Raw genomic sequence first — 20,914 nt, 5'->3', positions numbered from 1 at the left:
CCACCCACCACCTGTGGAGAGGCATCCGATGTTCCGGACCATGCTCAAGTCGAAGATCCACCGGGCCACGGTGACCCAGGCCGACCTGCACTACGTCGGCTCGGTCACCGTGGACCAGGATCTGCTCGACGCCGCCGACCTGCTCCCCGGCGAGCAGGTGGCGATCGTGGACGTGACCAACGGGGCCCGGCTGGAGACGTACGTGATCCCGGGCGAGCGGGGCAGCGGCGTGATCGGGATCAACGGCGCGGCGGCGCACCTGGTGCACCCCGGCGATCTGGTCATCCTGATTTCGTACGGTCAGATGGACGACGCCGAGGCCCGGACGTACCGGCCCCGGGTGGTCCACGTGGACGCCGGCAACAGGGTTGTTGAGCTGGGCGTCGACCCCGCCGCGGTGGCCCCCGGCACGGCCGGTGACCCGGTCCCGAGCCCGCTCGCGGTGGTCGGCTGACCGGAATTCCGGTCTGTCACCGGAAGGTCATTTTTGGTTACCCTGGACTGACCGTCGGATTGACGGTCGGCTGGGGGAGGCCGCGATGCGCCGTGCGATGACGATCCTGGTCGCCGCGTTGGCTGCGGGGGCCGTCCTGGCCGGCTGCGGTACGACGGGCGGCCTCGACGGGGACCTCACCGACGAGTGGGCCGCCCTGCCGGCGGCCGGGCCGTTCACACCCGGCGCGGGGGTGTGCCAGGTGGGTGACTTCACCGACACCGTGTCCCTGGCGGCGTACGAGCCGGTGGACTGCGCGGTGCCGCACCGGGTGGAGACGGCGCACGTGGGCGTCTTCCCGGGCGAGCGGGCCGGCGTGCCCGGCGTCGGCTCGCCGGAGCTGCGCGGCGCGTTCGCCGAGTGCGACACCAGGGCCACCGGGTACGTGGGCGACGACTGGCGGGCCGGCCGGCTGCGGCTGGCCGTGGCGGTGCCCACCGGCCCCGGCTGGGCGGCCGGTGCCCGCTGGTACCGCTGCGACCTCAGCGAGCTGAACACGGTCGAGGCGGCGGCCACCGTGGTCACCCGGACGGGCAGCCTGCGCGATGCGCTGAAGGGCCCGTCGCCGTTGCGGTTGGGCTGCCAGCGGGCGAAGACGGGCCGGGGGGCCGGGGTGCAGGTGCTGCTGCCGGTGGAGTGCGGCACCGCCCACGAGGCGGAGTTCGTGGGTGTGTGGAAGGCGCCGGACCGGCCGTACCCGACGAAGGACGTCGACTGGCTGTCGCTGTACGCCGGCTGCCGTACGCTCCTCGGCCGTTACGTCGGGGTGCCGGACGACGCCGACCTGCGGTTCCGCAGCGGTGTGGTGGTCCGCCCGCCCGGTCCGGGCCGCTGGCGGGTCGGTGACCGGGGGGTTCGCTGCTACCTGTGGCTCAGCGACCGGACGGTGACCGCCTCGCTGAAGGGGGCCGGCCCGGCCGCCCTGCCGGTGCGGACGCGGTAGCGGACGAGGTAGCCGATACCACTCGTCGCGCCCCCGCCGCCCGGGGTGAGGGTCGTTCGGGTTGACTGTGGGCATGGAACTTCCGCCGACCGTCGACCTGCCGGCCCTGCCCAGACTGCTGGCCGCTCCCGCGCCCGGTTGGGTGGAGACCACCGACGTGATCGTGGTCGGTTCCGGGGTCGCCGGGCTCACCGCCGCGCTGCACCTGCGCGAGGCCGGCCTGCACGTCACCGTGGTCACCAAGGTCAACATCGACGAGGGCTCGACCCGCTGGGCACAGGGCGGCATCGCCGCCGTGCTCGACCCGGCGGACACCCCGGCCGCGCACGCCCACGACACCGAGGTCGCCGGCGTCGGCCTCTGCGACCCGGCGGCCGTGCGGGTGCTGGTGGAGGAGGGCCCGACCCGGCTGCGGGAGTTGATGCGGATCGGCGCGGAGTTCGACCGCAACCCGGACGGCTCGCTGATGCTCACCCGGGAGGGCGGCCACCGGGCCGACCGGATCGTGCACGCCGGTGGGGACGCCACCGGCGCGGAGGTGCAGCGGGCGCTGCACGCGGCGGTCCGCCGCGACCCGTGGATCCGGCTGGTCGAGCACGCCCTGGTGCTGGACCTGTTGCGCGCTCCCGGCGACGGCCCGGACTCGCCCGGTCCGGCCTGCGGCATCACCCTGCACGTGCTCGGCGAGGGCAGCGAGGACGGCGTCGGCGCGATCCTGGCCCGGGCGGTGGTGCTGGCCACCGGCGGGATGGGGCAGGTCTTCTCGGCCACCACCAACCCGGCGGTCTCCACCGGCGACGGGGTGGCGCTGGCGATGCGGGCCGGTGCGGCGGTCACCGACGTCGAGTTCGTGCAGTTCCACCCGACCGCGCTGATCGTGCCGGAGCACGTCCGGGTGCCCGGAGCCGGCCTGGCCCAGCAGCCGCTGGTCTCGGAGGCGCTGCGCGGCGAGGGCGCCCACCTGGTCGACGCGGACGGCAAGCGGTTCATGGTCGGCCAGCACGAGCTGGCCGAGCTGGCCCCCCGGGACGTGGTCGCCAAGGGCATCCACCGGGTGCTGCTGGCCACCGGCGCCGACCACGTGTACCTCGACGCCCGGCACCTCGGCGGGGACTTCCTGGCCGGGCGCTTCCCGACCATCGTGGCGTCCTGCCTGGCCATCGGGGTGGACCCGGCGACCGACCTGATCCCGGTCGCCCCGGCCGCCCACTACGCCTCCGGCGGCGTCCGCACCGACCTGCGCGGCCGGACCTCCATCCCCGGCCTGTACGCCTGCGGCGAGGTCGCCTGCACCGGCGTGCACGGTGCGAACCGGCTGGCCAGCAACTCGCTGCTGGAGGGGCTGGTCTTCTCCCGCCGGATCGCCGAGGACATCGCCGCCGGGCTGCCCGAGCAGGCCAAGCCGGCGGAGACCGGGGCGTGGGTGGGTGGCGCGGGCTGGGTACTGCCCGCCGACGGGACGCCGGCCCTGCAACGGGCGATGACCCGGGGCGCGGGCGTGCTCCGCTCGGCGGCGACCCTGACCGCCACGGCCGCCACGCTGGGCGAGCTGGGGCAGGGCCGGGGCCGGCCGCGCACCGCGGACTGGGAGGCGACGAACCTGATCACCGTGGCGGCGACCCTGGTCGCCGCCGGGTACGCCCGCCGGGAGACCCGGGGTTGCCACTGGCGGGAGGACTTCCCGACGGCCGACGAGCGCTGGCGGGGCCATCTCGTCGCGGCGGTCGGGGCGCGGGGCCGGTTGACCGAGCGGTGGGAGGCGTCGGCCTGATGAGTGGGTCGATCGGGCCGGCCACGCAGGCGGGAACGGAGGGCTTGTGGTGAGCGCGAGGAGCGGGCGAGCCGGGCAGGCGGGAGCGGAGGGAGTTGCGGTGAGCGAGTCGACACGGCAGGCGCTGACGGCCGGTGGACTGGACCCCGAGCAGGTGCGGCGGGTGATCGTCGACGCGCTCGTCGAGGACCTGGGGCCGGACTTCCTCGACGTCACCAGCGTCGCCACCATCCCGGACACGCAGACCGACACCGCCGACCTGGTGGCCCGGGCCGACGGCGTGGTGGCCGGGCTGGCCGTGGCGGCGGCGGTGTTCGAGCTGGTCGGTGAGGTGACCGGGGCGGACCGTACGGTCGAGGTGTCGGTGGTGGCGCACGACGGCGCGCGGGTGGCCCGGGGTGCCGTGCTGGCCACGGTGACCGGCCCGACCCGGCTGCTGCTCACCGCCGAGCGGACAGCGCTCAACCTGCTCTCCCGGCTGTCCGGGGTGGCCACCCACACCCGGGCCTGGGCGGACGCGCTGGCCGGTACGAAGGCGATGGTGCTGGACACCCGCAAGACCACGCCCGGACTGCGGGCGCTGGAGAAGTACGCGGTCCGGGCCGGCGGCGGCACCAACAAGCGGATGGGCCTGTACGACGTCGCCATGATCAAGGACAACCACAAGCTGGCTGCCGGCGGGGTCGCGGCGGCCTTCGGCCGGGTCCGGCGGGCCTTCCCGGAGGTGCCGGTGCAGGTCGAGGTGGACACCCTGGCCGAGGCGGTGGAGGCGGTCGAGGCCGGCGCGGACTTCCTGCTGCTGGACAACATGTCCCCGGCGACCCTGCGCGAGGTGGTCGCGGCGGTCGGCGACCGGGCGGAGCTGGAGGCGACCGGCGGGCTGACCCTGGAGGTGGCCGCCGAGTACGGGGCGACCGGGGTGGACTTCCTCTCGGTGGGCGCGTTGACCCACTCGTCACCGATCCTGGACATCGCGCTGGACCTGCGGGAGGAGTGAGCCCGGGGCGGGCCGGCGTCTAGGCTGCGTGCGTGCTGCTCTGCATCGACATCGGAAACACCAACACCGTGCTGGCGACCTTCGACGGCGACAAGCTGGTGCACTCGTGGCGGATCAAGACCGACGCCCGTTCGACGGCGGACGAGCTGGGTCTGATGTTCCGCGGGCTGCTGGCCGGTGACGCCGTGGAGATCACCGGGGTGGCCGCCTGCTCGACGGTGCCGGCGGCGTTGCGGTCGCTGCGCACCATGCTGGCCCGCTACTACGCCGACCTGCCGAGTGTGATCGTCGAGCCGGGGGTGCGCACCGGCGTCCAGTTGGCGATCGACAACCCGAAGGAGGTCGGCGCCGACCGGGTGGTCAACACGCTCGCGGCGTACACCCTCTACGGTGGGCCGTCGATCGTGGTGGACTTCGGCACCACCACCAACTTCGACGTGATCAGCGGTCGGGGCGAGTTCCTCGGCGGGGCGTTCGCCCCGGGCATCGAGATCTCCTTCGACGCGCTCGCGGCCCGGGCCGCCCAACTCCGCAAGGTGGAGGCGAACAAGCCCCGCTCGGTGATCGGCAAGAACACCGTGGAGTGTCTCCAGTCCGGGCTCTACTTCGGTTTCGCCGGGCAGGTCGACCGGATCGTCGAGCGGATGACCGAGGAGTTGGGCGAGGTCAAGGCCGTGATCGCCACCGGCGGGCTGGCCTCGGTGGTGATCGGCGAGTGCCGGACCATCACCCACCACGAGCCGATGATCACGCTGATCGGGCTGCGGATGGTCTACGAGCGCAACACCTGACCCCGGCGTCGGACCCGGTCGGCCGACCGGGTCGGTGGCGGCCGGGCCGGACCCGGTGGCTCAGCGCCGTCGGGCCCGGAACACCAGGGTCTGGTACGCCAGCTCGACGGTGTCCCGTCCGGTCAGGTCCGGGTGGGTGGCGAAGAGTTCCCGCATGTCCCGGTCGACCCGCTGCCGCTCCTCGGACGGCGCGGTCAGCCAGTACGACCGGGTGTGGATCATCCCGACGACCTGGTCCGGGGTGACGGCCGTCCGATGGGCGAACCGGCCCAGCTCGACCGCACCGAAGGCCGGTCCGAAGTCGGTCACCTTCTCGGTCAGGTCGCCGGTGTTGTCCCCGAGGTGGGCGATCCGGCCCAGCTCGGCGACCCAGTCGGCATCGTCGTCCCGGACGTTCCAGATCGGGGCGAACGTCCCACCCGACCGGAGCACGCGGGCGATCTCGGCGTGGGCCCGGTCCGGGTCGAACCAGTGGTACGCCTGGCCGGCCAGGACGGCGTCGGCGCTCCCGTCCGGCACCGGCATCGCCTCGGCGCTGCCGGCCAGCGCGGTGACCCCCGGCGTGGCCGCGTCGAGCTGGGCCCGCATCCCCGGGTCGGGCTCCACCGGGATCACCTCGTACCCGAGGGCGCGTGCCCCACGGGTGAGGATGCCGGTCCCGGCACCCAGGTCGACCACCCGGGCGGCCGGGTCGACCCCGTCGAGGGCCCAGCGCACCGCCGGCTCGGGATAGCGCGGTCGGTGCCGGTCGTACCCGGCGGCGGCGGCCCCGAACGACAGGGCGTGAGTGGGGTCGGTCATGGCGGGCAGGTTATCCCGTAACGACCTCCCGAGGGCTTGAGTACGCTCGGGCCTGACCCCGCCCGATAACTCCTTTCCGAGGAAGCGTGCCGTGACCGAGCAGAACGCCGTGCCAGTGGACCCCGCCGACGACCTTCCCGAGCAGATGAAGGTCCGCCGGGAGAAGCGGGACCGGATGCTCGCCGAGGGCGTCGAGCCGTACCCCGTCGGTTTCTCCCGGACCAGCACCCTGGCCGAGATCCGCGCGACGTACGCCGAACTGCCCACCGACACCGCGACCGGGGACCGGGTGTCGGTCACCGGCCGGGTGATCTTCGTACGGAACACCGGCAAGCTCTGCTTCGCCACGCTGCGGGACGGCGACGGCACCGAACTCCAGGCGATGCTCTCACTGGACCGGGTCGGCGCGGAGCGGCTGGACGACTGGAAGCGCCTGGTCGACCTGGGCGATCACGTCGGGGTGACCGGCGAGGTGATCACCAGCCGCCGGGGCGAGCTGTCGGTGCTGGCCGACGAGTGGGCGGTCACCGCCAAGGCGCTGCGTCCGCTGCCGGTGGCGCACAAGCCGCTCAGCGAGGAGGCCCGGGTCCGGCAACGCTACGTGGACCTGATCGTCCGTCCGCAGGCCCGGCAGATGGTCCGGACCCGGGCGTCGGCGGTGCGCAGCCTGCGTGACTCGCTGCACGGTGAGGGATTCATCGAGGTCGAGACGCCGATGCTCCAGTTGCTGCACGGCGGCGCGGCGGCGCGGCCATTCGTGACCCACAGCAATGCGCTCAGCACTGATCTGTATCTGCGAATCGCGCCGGAACTGTTTCTCAAGCGCGCGGTGGTCGGCGGCGTGGACCGGGTCTTCGAGATCAACCGCAACTTCCGCAATGAGGGAGTCGACTCGTCGCACTCGCCGGAGTTCGCGATGCTGGAGGCGTACCAGGCGTACGGCGACTACGACACCATGGCCGAGTTGACCCGTAATCTCGTGCAGCGGGCGGCGGTCGCGGTCAGCGGCTCGACGGTGGTGACCCACGCCGACGGCCAGGAGTTCGACCTGGGTGGCGAGTGGCGCTCGGTGACCCTCTTCGGGGTGCTTTCCGAGGCCCTCGGCGAGGAGGTCACCGTCCGCACCGACCGGTCCCGCCTGGTGGAGTACGCCGACAAGGTGGGTCTCGCGGTCGACCCGAAGTGGAGCGCGGGCAAGCTGGCCGAGGAGTTGTTCGAGGAACTGGTCGTGCCGGGCCTCCAGGCGCCCACCTTCGTGCGTGACTACCCGGAGGAGACCAGCCCGCTGACCCGGGCCCACCGCAGCGAGCCGGGACTGGCCGAGAAGTGGGACCTCTACGTGCTCGGATTCGAACTGGGCACCGCGTACTCCGAGCTGGTGGACCCGGTGGTGCAGCGGGAGCGGCTGGTCGCCCAGGCGCAGCTCGCCGCCCGGGGCGACGACGAGGCCATGCGGCTGGACGAGGACTTTCTGCGGGCGATGGAGTACGGAATGCCACCGGCCGGCGGTATGGGAATGGGAATCGACCGGCTCTTGATGGCGCTGACCGGCCTGGGAATTCGGGAAACGATCCTCTTCCCGTTGGTCCGCCCCGAGTAACGGGCCGACTTCGCCGGGTCGTTTAGCGCATCCTATTGACGCGGCAAGCGTCGGACGGGTTATCGTGCTCCTATTGCAGGAGCACCCTGCTCGAAAGGAATGTGGGACGTGGCCAAGCAGATCATTCACAAGCTGGTCGATGACCTGGACGGCGGGGACGCTGACGAGACCGTCAAGTTTGCCCTCGACGGCGTTCAGTACGAGATCGACCTGTCGAACTCCAACGCCGACAAATTGCGCGACGTTTTCGCGCCGTACGTGGCGGCGGGCACCCGGGTCGGCCGGGGCGGCGTGGTGGTGGGTGGCCGGGCCGCCCGGGGTCGGGGTGGCGCCACCGCCGACCGCGAGCAGAACAAGGCGATCCGGGCCTGGGCCAAGAAGAACGGCAAGGACATCTCCGACCGGGGCCGGATCCCGCAGGAGATCGTCGACGAGTACCACGCGACCCGCTGAGCCGTTCAGCGGCGAACCGACGCCGGACCGGAGTGCCACTCCGGGCCGGCGTCGCCGTGTCCGGCCCCGTCCGCCGCTGCCCGACTGCCGGCCCCGCCCGGTATGTCCGGCTCTGTCCGGTCCGCATGGACCTGTCTGATCTGCTGGATGCTGCCTGGTCTCTGCGACCTCGCCTGGTCTGTTCGGCCCGGCTCGGTCTGTCCGGCTCGGCTCGGCTCGGTCTGTCCGGCCCGGCTCGGTCTGCCCGGCCTCCGGTGCGGGGCTCCGCCTCGGTGGCGGGCAGCGGCTCTGCGTGCGGGCTCGGTGCGGGGAAGTTTCCCGCCCCCGAGGGCGTTGTCCACAGCCGGTGGAGACTTCGTCCACAGCCTGTGGACGGCCCACGGAGCCGCCGGAGGGTGGTCCGCACCCCGGGTGAATTTCGCTCTGCGCGTACAGGCCGGGGTGCCGGAACACCTCCTGAGCGCGGATGGTTGGTCAAAACGGCGGCTGAACGGCTCATCGCGGGGAGACACGACCTCAGCGGAGTCGGTCAGCGGCGATAGAGTAAGGAGGCACGGACGCCCGTCCCGGACGTCCGCGCACCGGCCCCGCCAAGATTCTCTACATCAAGGCGCACGGCACGTGAGGAGCACGAGGGCATGTTCGAGCGGTTCACCGACCGAGCGCGACGGGTTGTCGTCCTGGCCCAAGAAGAGGCCCGGATGCTCAACCACAACTACATCGGTACGGAGCACATCCTGCTGGGCCTGATCCACGAGGGTGAGGGCGTCGCGGCGAAGGCCCTGGAGAGCCTCGGCATCTCCCTTGAGGGCGTCCGCCAGCAGGTCGAGGAGATCATCGGCCAGGGCCAGCAGGCGCCGAGCGGGCACATCCCGTTCACGCCCCGGGCCAAGAAGGTGCTGGAGCTGTCGCTGCGCGAGGCGCTGCAGCTCGGCCACAACTACATCGGCACCGAGCACATCCTGCTCGGGCTGATCCGCGAGGGCGAGGGCGTCGCCGCCCAGGTGCTGGTGAAGCTCGGCGCCGACCTCAACCGGGTCCGCCAGCAGGTGATCCAGCTCCTCTCCGGCTACCAGGGCAAGGAGCCGGCCGCCGCCGGCACCGCCCCGGGCGAGGCCGCGCCGTCGACCAGCCTCGTGCTGGACCAGTTCGGCCGCAACCTCACCCAGGCCGCCCGCGAGGGCAAGCTCGACCCGGTGATCGGGCGCGAGAAGGAGATCGAGCGGGTCATGCAGGTGCTGTCCCGCCGCACCAAGAACAACCCGGTCCTGATCGGTGAGCCCGGCGTCGGCAAGACCGCCGTGGTGGAGGGCCTGTCCCAGAAGATCATCAAGGGCGAGGTGCCCGAGACGCTGAAGGACAAGCAGCTCTACACCCTCGACCTCGGTGCCCTGGTGGCCGGTTCGCGTTACCGCGGTGACTTCGAGGAGCGCCTGAAGAAGGTGCTCAAGGAGATCCGCACCCGGGGCGACATCATCCTGTTCATCGACGAGATCCACACCCTGGTGGGTGCGGGCGCCGCCGAGGGCGCGATCGACGCGGCGAGCATTCTCAAGCCGATGCTGGCCCGTGGTGAGCTGCAGACCATCGGCGCGACCACGCTCGACGAGTACCGCAAGCACCTGGAGAAGGACGCCGCGCTGGAGCGCCGCTTCCAGCCGATCCAGGTGGGTGAGCCGTCGCTGGCCCACACCATCGAGATCCTCAAGGGCCTGCGGGACCGCTACGAGGCGCACCACCGGGTGAGCATCACCGACGCCGCCCTGGTGGCAGCCGCGACCCTGGCCGACAGGTACATCTCCGACCGCTTCCTGCCGGACAAGGCGATCGACCTGATCGACGAGGCCGGTGCCCGGATGCGCATCCGCCGGATGACCGCGCCGCCAGACCTGCGCGACTTCGACGAGCGCATCGCCCAGGTGCGTCGGGACAAGGAGTCCGCGATCGACGCGCAGGACTTCGAGCGCGCCGCCCAGCTCCGCGACAAGGAGAAGCAGCTCCTCGGCCAGAAGGCGCAGCGGGAGAAGGAGTGGAAGGCCGGTGACCTGGACGTCGTCAGCGAGGTCGACGACGAGCAGATCGCCGAGGTCCTCGGCAACTGGACGGGCATCCCGGTCTACAAGCTGACCGAGGAGGAGACCTCGCGCCTGCTGCGCATGGAGGACGAGCTGCACAAGCGCGTCATCGGCCAGGAGGACGCGGTCAAGGCGGTCTCGAAGGCGATCCGGCGTACCCGGGCCGGCCTGAAGGACCCGAAGCGCCCGTCCGGCTCGTTCATCTTCGCCGGCCCGTCCGGTGTCGGTAAGACCGAGCTGTCCAAGGCGCTGGCCGAGTTCCTCTTCGGCTCCGAGGACGCGCTGATCCAGCTTGACATGTCCGAGTTCCACGACCGGTACACCGTGTCCCGGCTCGTCGGTGCCCCTCCCGGCTACGTCGGCTACGACGAGGGCGGGCAGCTCACCGAGAAGGTGCGGCGTCGGCCGTTCTCGGTGGTCCTCTTCGACGAGATCGAGAAGGCCCACCCGGACGTGTTCAACACCCTGCTCCAGATCCTGGAGGACGGTCGGCTCACCGACGGCCAGGGCCGGATCGTGGACTTCAAGAACACGGTCATCATCCTGACCACCAACCTGGGCACCCGTGACGTCGCCAAGGCGGTGTCGCTGGGCTTCCAGGCGTCGGAGGACTCCGAGTCCAACTACGACCGGATGAAGCAGAAGGTCAACGACGAGCTGAAGCAGCACTTCCGGCCCGAGTTCCTCAACCGGATCGACGACACCATCGTCTTCCACCAGCTACGCCAGGGCGAGATCCTGTCGATCGTGGACATCATGATCCAGCGGATCGAGGGCCAGCTCCGCAACAAGGACATGGGCCTGGAGCTGACCGACAACGCCAAGAAGTACCTGGCGAAGAAGGGCTTCGACCCGGTGCTGGGCGCGCGGCCGTTGCGTCGGACGATCCAGCGTGACATCGAGGACAACCTCTCCGAGCGGATCCTGTTCAACGAGCTGACCCCGGGTCAGATCGTGGTGGTGGACTGCGACGGCGACCCCGAGGACATCGACAAGTCCAAGCTGGTCTTCCGTGGCTCGGACCGTCCGGCCGAGGTGCCGGACGCCGTCCCGGCCGACCTGGGCGGCGCTGCCACCGCAGGCGAGTAGGACCGACAGCACGCGGGCGACGGCCCGGTGGCGCGAGCCACCGGGCCGTCGCCCTTTCCGTGACCCGCCGCAGGCGGCGGCCAGGCGGGCTGAATGGCCTTTCGGGGACGTGGTGGTATCCGCGTGGTGCGGACCCCGCCACATCGCCGTGCTGGTGGGGATCCAGTGTGGCGAGGATCTGGCGGGGCGGGCGGGGCGGGCGGGTCAGCCGGGGAGGGGTTGGGTGGCGGGGGCGTCGCCGGCCAGGCGGAACGACGCCGCGCCGACCGGCTCGACCAGGCCGTCCTTGACCAGCCCGGCGAGCGCCCGGGCCCGCTGTACGTCGTCGTGCCACACCTGGTCGAGTCGCTGGTGCGGCACCGGGCCGGTGGTCTCCCGCAGCACCCCGAGCAGCAGCCCGCGTACCTGGCGGTCGGTGCCGGCGTACCGCTGGGGCCGGCGGGTCGGGCCGGTCGGCGGCTCCTGGCCGGAGGCCCGCCAGGCGCAGACCGTCGCCACCGGGCAGTCCGTGCAGCGCGGCGAGCGGGCCGTGCAGACCACCGCGCCGAGTTCCATGAACGCCGCACTGGCCAGCGCGGCGGCGGCCGGCTCGATCGGCAGCAGCTCCTCGCAGGCCACCAGGTCGGACGGCTTGGTGGCCGGGCCGGCGTCCGGCTCTCCGGCGATCGCCCGGGAGACGACCCGCCGGACGTTCGTGTCGACCACCGGGTGCCGCTGCCCGTACGCGAACGCGGCGACCGCCCGAGCGGTGTACGTCCCGATCCCGGGCAGCGCCAGCAACCGGTCCAACTGGTCCGGCACCTCGCCGCCGTGCCGTTCCACGATCGCCACCGCGCAGTCGCGCAGCCGTACCGCCCGGCGGGGGTAGCCGAGCCGGCCCCACATCCGGATCGCCTCGGCCGGGGTGTCGGCGGCGAGGGCGGCGGGGTCGGGCCAGCGGGTCAGCCAGGCGTGCCAGGCGGGCAGGACGCGTACCACCGGGGTCTGCTGGAGCATGACCTCGCTGACCAGGATCGGCCACGCCCCGACGCCGGGTACCCGCCAGGGCAGGTCGCGGGCGTTCTGCTCGTACCACCGGGTGACCCGGGTGGCGAAGTTCGGTTCAGTCATCGCGTCGACGATGATGTCACGTGCCGCCTTCCCGCAGATTGGGCGGACCGGGCGGGGCGACGCCGGGACGCGGGGCGGATCGGGCAGAATGCCCGGATGAACGAGCTCGCGATCACCGTCATCGGTCGGGACCGGCCCGGCATCGTGGCCGACGTCGCCGAGGTGCTCGCCCGGCTCGGCGCGAACCTCACCGACTCCACCATGACCCGGCTGCGCGGCCACTTCGCGATGACGCTGGTCTGTGTCGGGCCGGCCGCCGGGGAGGTCGAGGCCGCCCTCGCGCCGCTGTCCGCCGACGGCCAGCTACTGGCGACCGTACGCGCGGTCACCCCGGACGGTGCGGCGGCGCCGGCGGGTGAGCCGTACGTGATGGCGGTGCACGGCGCGGACCGGATGGGCATCGTGGCGGCGATGACCCGGGTGCTCGCCGACGTCGGCGGCAACGTGACCGACCTCAGTACCCGGCTCGCCGGCTCGCTCTACGTGGTGGTGGCCGAGGTGGACCTGCCGCCGGGCAGCGCCGACGAGCTGACCGGTCGGCTCTCCCGGGCCGCCGCCGGCCTCGGCGTCGAGGTCTCCCTGCGAGCCGTCGACCCGGATCTGCTGTGAGCGAGCAGGGGTACGCCGGCCTCGGCGGCTGGACACCGGAGACGCTCGGCGTGCCGGGGGAGGTACGCCGGGTGGTCTGCGCCCCCGATCCGGTGCTGAGCCGGCCCGGGCCGGAGGTGGACCCGACCGCCGACGAGACCGTCCGCCTCGCCGCCGACCTGGTGGCCACGATGCGGGTGTCGCCCGGCTGCGTGGGCCTCGCCGCGCCACAAATCGGGGTGGGCGCGCAGGTGTTCGTGGTGGACGTGACCGGGCACCCGAAGGCGGTGACGGTGCACGGCACCTTCGTGCTCTGCAACGCCCGGGTGGTGGAGGCGAGCCGGTGGAAGCCGGGTCGGGAGGGCTGCATGTCGGTGCCCGACCTGACCGGTGACGTGAAGCGGGCCAGCCGGCTGGTGGTCGACGGGGTACTGCCCGGCAGCGGCGCGCCGGTCCGGCTGGTCACCGACGGCTTCGAGGCCCGTGCCCTGCAACACGAGGTCGACCACTGCGCGGGCCTGCTCTTTCTCGACCGGGTCGCCGGCGCGCACGCGGTGTACCAGCGCAAGGTCTACCTGTGACGCGCTGCGCCGGGCCGGTCACCGCGATCGTGTCGAGCACCGGAGGACCGTCGTGAGTGGAGGGTCGATTCGGGCCTGGCGGACCGGCTCCGGCGCGTCGCGACCGGTCCCCGTGTGCCGCGCCGCTACGGTGGGGGCATCATGCGTCTGACGGTCGGTCCCCTGCCATCCGCCGTGTACTGGCGGCGTCGCGCCGTCGTACTCGGAGCGGGGCTTCTCTTCCTGATTGTCCTGCTCTACTCGTGCACCCGGTCGGGCGGCACCAGCACCACACCCGGTGCCGGTTCGTCGCAGTCGGCCCCGGCCGTCGACGCCTCGGCGACCGCCGTGTCGCCGACACCCGGGTCCACGGCATCGACGGCCGCGTCCGACGCCCCGGACACGTCGGACGGGTCGGTCACCGACCCGGATACGACCAGCACCCCGTCGGCCAGCCCGCCCGCCGCCCCGGCCAACCCGGCCGGGGTGGACGACGGCACCTGCACCAACAGCGAGATCACGGTGACCGCGGTGGCGCTCCCCGCCGAGGTGCGTCGGGGCGCGCCGGTCGACCTGAGCCTGAAGATCAGGAACAAGTCCCAGCGGACCTGTAGCCGGGACGTCGGGGCCGACCTCCAGGAGCTGTTCATCAAGTCCGGCGCGGAGAAGGTCTGGTCGTCGGACACCTGCGGTACCGGCAAGGGCTCGGACGTGCAGTCCTTCACCCCCGGGTTCGAGCGTTCCTACCAGCTCACCTGGAACGGAATGGACACCACCCGGTGCAGCCAGGGCGTGGCGTCCGGCCCCAATCCGGCGGCGGGCAACTACCAGGTCCTCGCCCGGGTGGGCACCAAGCTGAGCGAGCCGGTGAAGCTGGTCATCACCGGCTGACCCGGCCCGGTTCGGGCGGCGCGTCGGCCGCCCGCCGGGGGTCAGACGGAGCGTCGGCTCACCGCCGGGGTCAGACGTAGCGTTCCAGGATGGACGCCTCGGCCAGCCGGGACAGCCCCTCCCGGACGCCCCGCGCCCGCGCGTCGCCGACTCCCTCGACGGCTTGCAGATCCTCCACGGTGGCGCCGAGCAGCCGCTGGAGGCTGCCGAAGTGCACCACCAGCCGGTCGACGATCGCCACCGGCAGCCGGGGCACCTTGGCCAGCAGCCGGAACCCGCGCGGGCTGACCGCGGCGTCGAGCGCGTCGGAGGCGGCCGGATAGCCGATCGCCTTGGCGACCGCGACCAGGTCGATCAGCTCGGTCGCGCCGAGCAGGTCCAGCTCGACCAACGCCTCGTCCAGCGTCCGTGGCTTGCGGCCGACGGGGAGGTAGTCCCGGATGACCAGGGTGCGGTCGGCGTCGACCCCGGCCATCAGCTCGTCGAGTTGGAGGGCGAGCAGCCGGCCGTCGGTGCCCAACTCGACCACGTACCCGGCGATCTCGTCGGCGATCCGGCGGACCATCTCCAGCCGCTGCACCACCGCGACCGCGTCCCGTACGGTGACCAGGTCCTCGATCTCCAGCGCGGAGAGGGTGCCGGAGACCTCGTCCAGCCGGAGCTTGTAGCGCTCCAGGGTGGCCAGGGCCTGGTTGGCCCGGGAGAGGATCGCCGCCGAGTCGTCCAGCACGTGGCGCTGGCCGTTGACGTAGAGGCTGATGATCCGCATCGACTGGCTGACCGAGATGACCGGGTAGCCGGTCTGCCGGGCCACCCGCTCCGCGGTGCGGTGCCGGGTGCCGGACTCCTCGGTGGGGATCGACGGGTCGGGCATCAGGTGCACCCCGGCCTGGACGATCCGGGTGCCGTCGCTGGACAGCACCACCGCGCCGTCCATCTTGCACAGCTCGCGGACCCGGGTGGCGGAGAACTCGACGTCCATCGGGAAGCCGCCGGTGCAGATCTGGTCGACGACCTTGTCGTAGCCGAGGACGATCAGGGCGCCGGTACGGCCGCGCAGGATCCGTTCGAGCCCGTCCCGGAGCGCGGTGCCGGGTGCCATCAGGGCGAGATTGGCCCGCAGCGGATCACCGGCGCTGCCGCTGCCGGCTCCCCCGGTGACGGTCACGCTGATCGGACGGGCGGGCGAGCCCACGGCGCCGGTGCGGGCGTGGGGCGTCGCGCCGGCAGGCTTGGTGGTATCGCGGTCGATCGGCACGCGCACAGTCTACGGACTGCCCTGCGGTGGGTGCTCTCGTGGTTACTGTGATGTGTCACAGCGTCGGATTCTTCCCAGTCGTCGGACCTGAGGGTGTTGCCCGGTATAGCCCTTCCGTCCCGCGCCCGTCGCCACCGTCGGTCACTCCGCTGATGCGCGGGCGACGGCCTGGAGCGCCGACCGCACGTCCGTGACCTCGGTCACCCGCATGTTCTCGGGGGTGACGCCGGTGCTGCCGGGGCCGCAACCGGGCGGCACGAGGGCCACCCGGAAGCCGAGCCGGGCCGCCTCGGCCAGCCGCCGGGGCACCGCGCCGACCCGGCGTACCTCGCCGGTCAGCCCGACCTCGCCGATCGCCACCAGGTGCGGCGCGATGGCCAGGTTGAGCCCGCCGGAGGCGACCGCCAGGGCGACCGCGAGGTCGGCGGCCGGCTCGACCACCCGGATCCCGCCGACGGTGGCCGCGAAGACCTCCCGGTCGTGCAGGGTCATCCGCTCGGTACGCCGCTGGAGCACCGCCAGCACCATGGCCAGCCGGGCCCCGTCCAGCCCCGAGACGGTACGCCGGGGGGAGCCGGCCACGGTGGCCCCGATCAGCGCCTGCACCTCGGTCAGCAGCGCCCGCCGGCCCTCCATCGCCACCGTCACGCAGGTGCCCGGCACCGGCTCCGAGTAGCGGGTCAGGAAGAGCCCGGACGGGTCGGCGAGGCTGCTGATGCCCCCCTCGTGCATCTCGAAGCAGCCGACCTCGTCGGCCGCGCCGAACCGGTTCTTGACGCCCCGCACCATCCGCAGTGAGGAGTGCTTGTCGCCCTCGAAGTGCAGCACCACGTCGACCAGATGCTCCAGCACCCGGGGGCCGGCGACCTGGCCGTCCTTGGTGACGTGGCCGACCAGCACGGTCGCGATGCCGCGCTCCTTGGCGACGGAGACCAGGGCGGCGGTGACCGCCCGGACCTGGGTCACCCCGCCCTGCACCCCCTCGGTGCCGGTGGTGGAGATGGTCTGCACCGAGTCGAGCACCAGCAGCCCCGGCTTGACCGCGTCGAGGTGGCCCAGCACCGCGCTCAGGTCGCTCTCAGCGGCCAGCCAGAGCTGGTCGTGCAGGGCGCCCATCCGCTCGGCGCGCAGCCGGACCTGGCTGACCGACTCCTCGCCGCTGACCACCAGCGAGGGGCTGCCGGCGGTGGCCGCCCACTGCTGGGCCACGTCGAGCAGCAGGGTGGACTTGCCCACCCCCGGCTCGCCGGCGAGCAGCACCACCGCGCCGGGGACCAGGCCGCCGCCGAGGACCCGGTCGAGCTCGCTGACCCCGGTGGGGCGGGCCCGGGCCGGGGCGGCGCTGATGGTGGCGATCGGCCGGGCCGGCTCGGCCGGCAGCCGGGAGCTGACCACCCGGCCGGAGACGACCGGGCCGGTGACCGTGCACTCGATCACCGAACCCCACTCGCCGCACTCCGGGCAGCGCCCCACCCACTTGGGCGGCTGGTGGCCGCAGGCGTCGCACTCGTAGGCGGGGCGGGGCTCGCGGGCGGCCCGGCCCCGGGACGCGCCGGACGCGGCACCCCGGGCCGGGGTCGATCGGGAGGTGGTCACCCCAGGACGCTAACCCCCACCCACGACGAAAACACCGCCGGCGTGGTGGTCACCACGCCGGCGGTGTCGTCGGCAGTTCGTTTCCGGTCGGGTCAGCCGCCGTGGCCGGAGCTGCCCTCCTGGTCGCTCTCCTCGCCACCCTCGCGGTGCACGATCGGGGAGGGCGGGGCGAGCGGGGTCAGCGGGACGCCGATCGGGACCGGCGTGGTGATGGTCCGCCCGTTGCCGAAGTCGAAGGTCAGGCCGACCTGCTGGCCGCTGCGCAGCGCCTCGTTCAGCCCGACGAGCTGGAGGTGCTGGCCGTTCTGCACGTTGAGCTGGACGTAGCCGAAGGCCGGGATCTCGATCCGGGCCGGCTCGCCGGCCGGCGTGGACGGGCTCGCCGAGGCGGACGGCGACGCGCTCTCCGACGCGCTCTCCGACGGGGACGCGCTCTCCGACGGGGACGCGCTCTCCGACGGGGACGCGCTCTCCGACGGGGACGCGCTCTCCGACGGGGACGCGCTGGCCGACGGGCTCGCCGAGCCGGCGGTGCCGGTGAGCACGATCTCGCGGGCGCTGTCCGTGGTGACGGTCACGGTCACCGGGCTCTTGGTGTCGTTGTAGATCACCGTGTTGATCGCGGCGGTCCCGCCGGCCGCGAAGCCGGTGGTGCCCGGGTACTCGACGTAGAGGCCACGCACCTTGTAGGCGCTGTCCGGCGTCTGGACGTTCACGCCCTGGACCGACGGCTGCTTGTTGGCGGTCTCGGACACCTGGCCCGCCCCGCATCCCGTCGCCAGCAGGGCGGTCGCCGCCGCCATGCCGGACAGCAGCAGGGCCGCCCGCCGGGAACCCCTGATCGAGCGCGTCACGTCGGTCCTCCTCGTCACGATCCCCACCCGGCCGTACCCCGGGCGCGGGGTGGTCATACCCGCGCAGACCGCGCTCCAGGGTAGTTGGAGCTGATCGAGGGCCGCACGCGGACCCGGTGGTGCCACCCGGCTGGGTGCCGGTCAGCTCACCCGACCGTTCGCCACCAGCAGCAGCACATCGATCAGCGCCACCACCATCACCGCCCGGAAGGCGGCCACCGGCCGGCCACCGTCACGAGTGGTGGCGCGTCCGGCGTACCAGCCGACGGCCGGCACCACGACGGCCGCCACGACGGCCGACAGCCCGACCCACGACGGCGGCCCGGGTGGCCCGAGAACCAGGACGACGGTGGCGGCGAGGAGCAGCCCGGCGGCGGCCAGCCGGCTCCCGGCGGAGCCGAGCCGGTGCGGCAGCCCGCGTACCCCGGTCCGGGCGTCGTCGGCCAGGTCGGGCAGCACGTTGGCGAAGTGCGCGCCGGCGCCCAGGCAGGCCGCGGCGGCGACCAGCCAGGCCGGCGGCGACGGCGTGCCCGGCAGGGCGAACACCACGAAGGCGGGCAGCGACCCGAAGGAGACCGCGTACGGCAGCACCGAGACCGGGGTGGACTTCAGCGGCCAGTCGTAGAGCAGCGCCGACACCAGGCCGACGGTGGCGCAGAGCGCCGCGACCGGGTTGGTGGCCAGCGCCAGCAGCGGGGTGGCGGTCGCGGCCACCACGGCGGCGACGGCCACCGTCACGCGGGGCACCGCCCCGGCGGCGACCGGCTTGTCGGTACGCCCCACCGTGGCGTCCCGCCCGGCGTCCAACGCGTCGTTGGCCCAGCCCACGGCGAGCTGGCTGGCCAGCACGGTGAGCACCACGGCGACCGTCCCGGACGGACGGTGCCCGACCCCGACGGCGAGCAGCCCGGCCACCACGGTGACCGCCAGGGCCGGTTCCGGATGACTCGCCCTGACCAGCCCTAACACCGTCTTCGACATAAGGGAAGTCTGGTCGTTACCGGGCAGTCGTGCCACGCTCGGTGCCATGCGTGACGGTCCGGTGTCCACCCGCGTTCGGATACTGCCACCCAACGATCCCCGCCAGTACGACGATCTGGCCGGTGAGTGGTGGCGGCCGGACGGCGCGTTCGCGATGCTGCACTGGCTGGCCCGCGCCCGGGCGGCGCTGGTGCCGCCGGCCGCCCGGCCCGGCGCGGTCCTGGTCGACCTGGGCTGCGGCGCCGGGCTGATGGCGCCGCACCTGGCCGGCAAGGGCTACCGGCACGTCGGGGTGGACCTCACCCGGTCCGCCCTGGAGCAGGCCGCGACGCACGGGGTGACCGTGGTCGCCGGTGACGCCACCGCGGTGCCGCTCACCGACGGCTGCGCCGACGTGGTGGCGGCCGGTGAGCTGCTGGAGCACGTGCCCGACTGGCGGCGCGTGGTCGCCGAGGCGTGCCGGCTGCTACGCCCCGGCGGCCTGCTGGTGGTGGACACCCTCAACGACACCGCGCTGGCCCGGCTGGTCGCCGTGGAGGTCGGCGAGCGGCTGCCCACCGTGCCCCGGGGCATCCACGATCCACGGTTGTTCGTGGACGCCCGGGAGTTGGTCGTCGAGTGCGCCCGGTACGGCGTGGCGCTGCGGGTCCGGGGCATCCGTCCGGAGCTGTGGGGGACGCTCACCTGGCTGGCCCGCCGCACCGTCGGCGGCGCCGGCCGGCGGCCGGCCGGCCGGGAGCCCCGGATCAGGCCGACCTGGTCGACCGCCGTGCTCTACCAGGGACGTGGGGTCCGACACGGGTAGCCGTACCGGGCCGGGTAAAGGGACACCCAGGAGGGGGCCTGTATGACTGTGGACACGCTGGCGGCGGCCCGCCGATTGGCGCCGAGGTTCGCCGCGCGGGCGGCGGGGCACGACCGGGACGGTTCGTTCCCGGCGGACGACTTCGCCGACCTGCGGGAATCCGGGCTCCTCGGGCTGCTGGTGCCGGCCGGGCTGGGTGGCGCGGGCGCCTCCTTCGCCGGGTACGCGGCGGTCGCCACCGAGCTGGCCCGGGGCAACGGCGCGACCGCGCTGGTGTTCAACATGCACGCCTCGGTGACCGGCGCGCTCGGCGCGGTCACCGAGGAGTTGGCCGAGGCGCTGGGCGTACCGGACGAGGCGCTGGCCGCCCGGGACCGGCTGCTCCGGGCGGCGGCCGAGGGCTCCTGGTACGCGGTGGCGATGAGCGAGCGCGGCGCCGGGGCCCGGCTGTCCCGGCTCAGCACCGTCTACGAGCCGGCCGACGGCGGGTGGCGGATCAAGGGCAGCAAGACGTTCTGCTCCGGCGCGGGGCACGCCGACGGCTACCTGGTGGCCGCCCGCAGCGCCGCCGACCCGTCGGTGGTCTCCCAGTTCCTGGTCCCGGCGGGGGAGGGGCTGACCGTCGAACCGACCTGGGACTCGCTGGGCATGCGGGCCACCTCCTCGCACGACCTGCACCTGGACGTCACCGTCCCGGCGGACCGGCTGCTCGGTGGGGTGGAGGGGCTGGCCCTGGTGGTCGCCCAGCTCATGCCGCACTGGCTGGTGGCCAGCTACGCGGCCGTCTACGTGGGGGTGGCCCGGGCGGCGGTGGAGGCCGCCGCCGCGCACCTGAATGCCCGGGACCTCGGCGGCCTGCCGGCGGTCCGGGCCCGGCTCGGCCGGGCGGACGCGGCGGTGGCGGCGGCGGAGTTGGCGGTGGCCGAGGCGGCCCGCCGGGTCGACGACGCCCCCGGGGACGCCGAGACCAACCGCTGGGTGTGGCGGGCCAAGCTGCTCGCCGGCACCACGGCGGCGGACGTGGCGGCGTCCATGCTGGAGGCGGCGGGCACCTCGGCGACCCGACGGGGCCACCCGCTGGAACGGCTCTACCGGGACGCCCGCTGTGGCTCGCTGCACCCGGCCACCTCGGACGTCTGCGCGGACTGGCTCGGCGTGGCGGTGCTCGGCGGCGACCCGGACCGCGACGGATCGGCCCCTCGTTGGTGAGGGTGACGGGGGTCGTGACGACCACCGGACGGGCAGTGCCGGACGAGAG

19 protein-coding genes are annotated in these 20,914 nt (G+C 73.4%); 13 read left to right on the top strand and 6 right to left on the bottom strand.

The genetic code is table 11. The annotated features are described in order from the left end of the window. The first annotated feature begins 28 nt into the window (after positions 1-28). The 5 genes from panD (at position 29) to ACIQG9_RS08095 (ending at position 4,995) form a co-directional block, all read left to right on the top strand. On the top strand, positions 29-454 hold the full coding sequence (gene panD / locus ACIQG9_RS08115; RefSeq protein WP_400399298.1) for an aspartate 1-decarboxylase: 426 nt from the start codon (positions 29-31) through the stop codon (positions 452-454). A gap of 85 nt (positions 455-539) precedes the next feature. Further along, positions 540-1,436 (top strand): septum formation family protein, encoded by an 897-nt coding sequence (locus ACIQG9_RS08110; RefSeq protein ID WP_400399174.1) that lies wholly within the window; start codon positions 540-542, stop codon positions 1,434-1,436. 73 nt (positions 1,437-1,509) lie between these two features. Then, complete coding sequence (locus tag ACIQG9_RS08105; protein ID WP_400399173.1) at positions 1,510-3,207, top strand: L-aspartate oxidase; 1,698 nt, start codon at positions 1,510-1,512, stop codon at positions 3,205-3,207. Positions 3,208-3,307: 100 nt separating this feature from the next. Next, entirely contained in the window at positions 3,308-4,204 is an 897-nt protein-coding gene (nadC, locus tag ACIQG9_RS08100; protein WP_400399172.1) for a carboxylating nicotinate-nucleotide diphosphorylase, read from the top strand. Positions 4,205-4,236: 32 nt separating this feature from the next. Continuing rightward, the gene (locus tag ACIQG9_RS08095; protein ID WP_400399171.1) at positions 4,237-4,995 is read left to right on the top strand and encodes a type III pantothenate kinase; all 759 of its coding nucleotides are present in this window, start codon (positions 4,237-4,239) and stop codon (positions 4,993-4,995) included. Between the two features lie 60 nt (positions 4,996-5,055). Here ACIQG9_RS08095 and ACIQG9_RS08090 read toward each other — a convergent pair whose 3' ends face one another. Next, positions 5,056-5,796: a class I SAM-dependent methyltransferase gene (locus ACIQG9_RS08090; protein ID WP_400399170.1), complete on the bottom strand. Its 741-nt coding sequence runs from the start codon at positions 5,794-5,796 to the stop codon at positions 5,056-5,058. A 91-nt stretch (positions 5,797-5,887) separates the two neighbouring features. Here ACIQG9_RS08090 and lysS point away from each other — a divergent pair, with 91 nt between their 5' ends. From lysS to ACIQG9_RS08075, 3 genes are all read left to right on the top strand, one after another. Continuing rightward, positions 5,888-7,396: a lysine--tRNA ligase gene (gene lysS, locus ACIQG9_RS08085; RefSeq protein ID WP_400399169.1), complete on the top strand. Its 1,509-nt coding sequence runs from the start codon at positions 5,888-5,890 to the stop codon at positions 7,394-7,396. 108 nt (positions 7,397-7,504) lie between these two features. Continuing rightward, positions 7,505-7,849, top strand: a complete 345-nt coding sequence (locus ACIQG9_RS08080; RefSeq protein WP_400399168.1) for an Lsr2 family protein — start codon at positions 7,505-7,507, stop codon at positions 7,847-7,849. A 638-nt stretch (positions 7,850-8,487) separates the two neighbouring features. Beyond that, entirely contained in the window at positions 8,488-11,013 is a 2,526-nt protein-coding gene (locus tag ACIQG9_RS08075) for an ATP-dependent Clp protease ATP-binding subunit (protein WP_400399167.1), read from the top strand. Positions 11,014-11,217: 204 nt separating this feature from the next. On the opposite strand, the gene ACIQG9_RS08070 is transcribed toward ACIQG9_RS08075, so the two are convergent. Further along, the gene (locus tag ACIQG9_RS08070; protein WP_400399166.1) at positions 11,218-12,123 is read right to left on the bottom strand and encodes an A/G-specific adenine glycosylase; all 906 of its coding nucleotides are present in this window, start codon (positions 12,121-12,123) and stop codon (positions 11,218-11,220) included. A 96-nt stretch (positions 12,124-12,219) separates the two neighbouring features. Between ACIQG9_RS08070 and ACIQG9_RS08065 the strand changes: the two genes are divergently transcribed. The 3 genes from ACIQG9_RS08065 to ACIQG9_RS08055 all read left to right on the top strand — a co-directional run bounded on the left by ACIQG9_RS08065 (position 12,220) and on the right by ACIQG9_RS08055 (position 14,162). Further along, positions 12,220-12,732 (top strand): glycine cleavage system protein R, encoded by a 513-nt coding sequence (locus ACIQG9_RS08065; RefSeq protein WP_400399165.1) that lies wholly within the window; start codon positions 12,220-12,222, stop codon positions 12,730-12,732. Beyond that, a complete protein-coding gene (locus ACIQG9_RS08060; protein WP_400399164.1) occupies positions 12,729-13,292 on the top strand; it encodes a peptide deformylase in 564 nt (187 codons plus the stop codon). Before ACIQG9_RS08065 ends, ACIQG9_RS08060 begins: the two co-directional genes overlap by 4 nt. A gap of 141 nt (positions 13,293-13,433) precedes the next feature. Then, positions 13,434-14,162 carry a hypothetical protein gene (locus ACIQG9_RS08055; protein ID WP_400399163.1) on the top strand — a complete coding sequence of 243 codons (729 nt, stop codon included), beginning with the start codon at positions 13,434-13,436 and terminating at the stop codon, positions 14,160-14,162. 70 nt (positions 14,163-14,232) lie between these two features. Here the strand turns inward: ACIQG9_RS08055 and disA are convergent, their stop codons facing one another. The 4 genes from disA to ACIQG9_RS08035 all read right to left on the bottom strand — a co-directional run bounded on the left by disA (position 14,233) and on the right by ACIQG9_RS08035 (position 18,851). Then, positions 14,233-15,420, bottom strand: a complete 1,188-nt coding sequence (disA, locus tag ACIQG9_RS08050) for a DNA integrity scanning diadenylate cyclase DisA (RefSeq protein ID WP_400399162.1) — start codon at positions 15,418-15,420, stop codon at positions 14,233-14,235. A gap of 141 nt (positions 15,421-15,561) precedes the next feature. Next, a complete protein-coding gene (gene radA, locus ACIQG9_RS08045) occupies positions 15,562-17,016 on the bottom strand; it encodes a DNA repair protein RadA (protein ID WP_400399161.1) in 1,455 nt (484 codons plus the stop codon). A 92-nt stretch (positions 17,017-17,108) separates the two neighbouring features. Beyond that, positions 17,109-17,870: a hypothetical protein gene (locus ACIQG9_RS08040; protein WP_400399160.1), complete on the bottom strand. Its 762-nt coding sequence runs from the start codon at positions 17,868-17,870 to the stop codon at positions 17,109-17,111. Between the two features lie 141 nt (positions 17,871-18,011). Then, positions 18,012-18,851 (bottom strand): UbiA family prenyltransferase, encoded by an 840-nt coding sequence (locus ACIQG9_RS08035; RefSeq protein WP_400399159.1) that lies wholly within the window; start codon positions 18,849-18,851, stop codon positions 18,012-18,014. Positions 18,852-18,897: 46 nt separating this feature from the next. On the opposite strand from ACIQG9_RS08035, the gene ACIQG9_RS08030 reads away from it, so the two are divergent. Beyond that, positions 18,898-19,656, top strand: coding sequence for a methyltransferase domain-containing protein (locus tag ACIQG9_RS08030; protein ID WP_400399158.1), 759 nt, complete (start codon positions 18,898-18,900; stop codon positions 19,654-19,656). Positions 19,657-19,698: 42 nt separating this feature from the next. Further along, complete coding sequence (locus ACIQG9_RS08025) at positions 19,699-20,865, top strand: acyl-CoA dehydrogenase family protein (RefSeq protein ID WP_400399157.1); 1,167 nt, start codon at positions 19,699-19,701, stop codon at positions 20,863-20,865. The last annotated feature ends 49 nt before the right edge of the window (positions 20,866-20,914 follow it).

This window comes from Micromonospora sp. NPDC092111 (assembly GCF_044755745.1).
Classification (GTDB): domain Bacteria; phylum Actinomycetota; class Actinomycetes; order Mycobacteriales; family Micromonosporaceae; genus Micromonospora.
The sequence above is the reverse complement of the archived record's forward strand: the minus strand, read 5'-3'. Positions and strand labels throughout refer to the sequence as shown.

Coding starts and splice junctions, on each gene's coding strand:
- ACIQG9_RS08030 (WP_400399158.1), top strand. CDS start 18,898: ATGCGTGACGGTCCGGTGTCCACCCGCGTTCGGATACTGCCACCCAAC.
- ACIQG9_RS08035 (WP_400399159.1), bottom strand. CDS start 18,851: ATGTCGAAGACGGTGTTAGGGCTGGTCAGGGCGAGTCATCCGGAACCG.
- panD (WP_400399298.1), top strand. CDS start 29: ATGTTCCGGACCATGCTCAAGTCGAAGATCCACCGGGCCACGGTGACC.
- ACIQG9_RS08090 (WP_400399170.1), bottom strand. CDS start 5,796: ATGACCGACCCCACTCACGCCCTGTCGTTCGGGGCCGCCGCCGCCGGG.
- ACIQG9_RS08075 (WP_400399167.1), top strand. CDS start 8,488: ATGTTCGAGCGGTTCACCGACCGAGCGCGACGGGTTGTCGTCCTGGCC.
- ACIQG9_RS08025 (WP_400399157.1), top strand. CDS start 19,699: ATGACTGTGGACACGCTGGCGGCGGCCCGCCGATTGGCGCCGAGGTTC.
- ACIQG9_RS08065 (WP_400399165.1), top strand. CDS start 12,220: ATGAACGAGCTCGCGATCACCGTCATCGGTCGGGACCGGCCCGGCATC.
- ACIQG9_RS08070 (WP_400399166.1), bottom strand. CDS start 12,123: ATGACTGAACCGAACTTCGCCACCCGGGTCACCCGGTGGTACGAGCAG.
- ACIQG9_RS08055 (WP_400399163.1), top strand. CDS start 13,434: ATGCGTCTGACGGTCGGTCCCCTGCCATCCGCCGTGTACTGGCGGCGT.
- ACIQG9_RS08110 (WP_400399174.1), top strand. CDS start 540: ATGCGCCGTGCGATGACGATCCTGGTCGCCGCGTTGGCTGCGGGGGCC.
- ACIQG9_RS08105 (WP_400399173.1), top strand. CDS start 1,510: ATGGAACTTCCGCCGACCGTCGACCTGCCGGCCCTGCCCAGACTGCTG.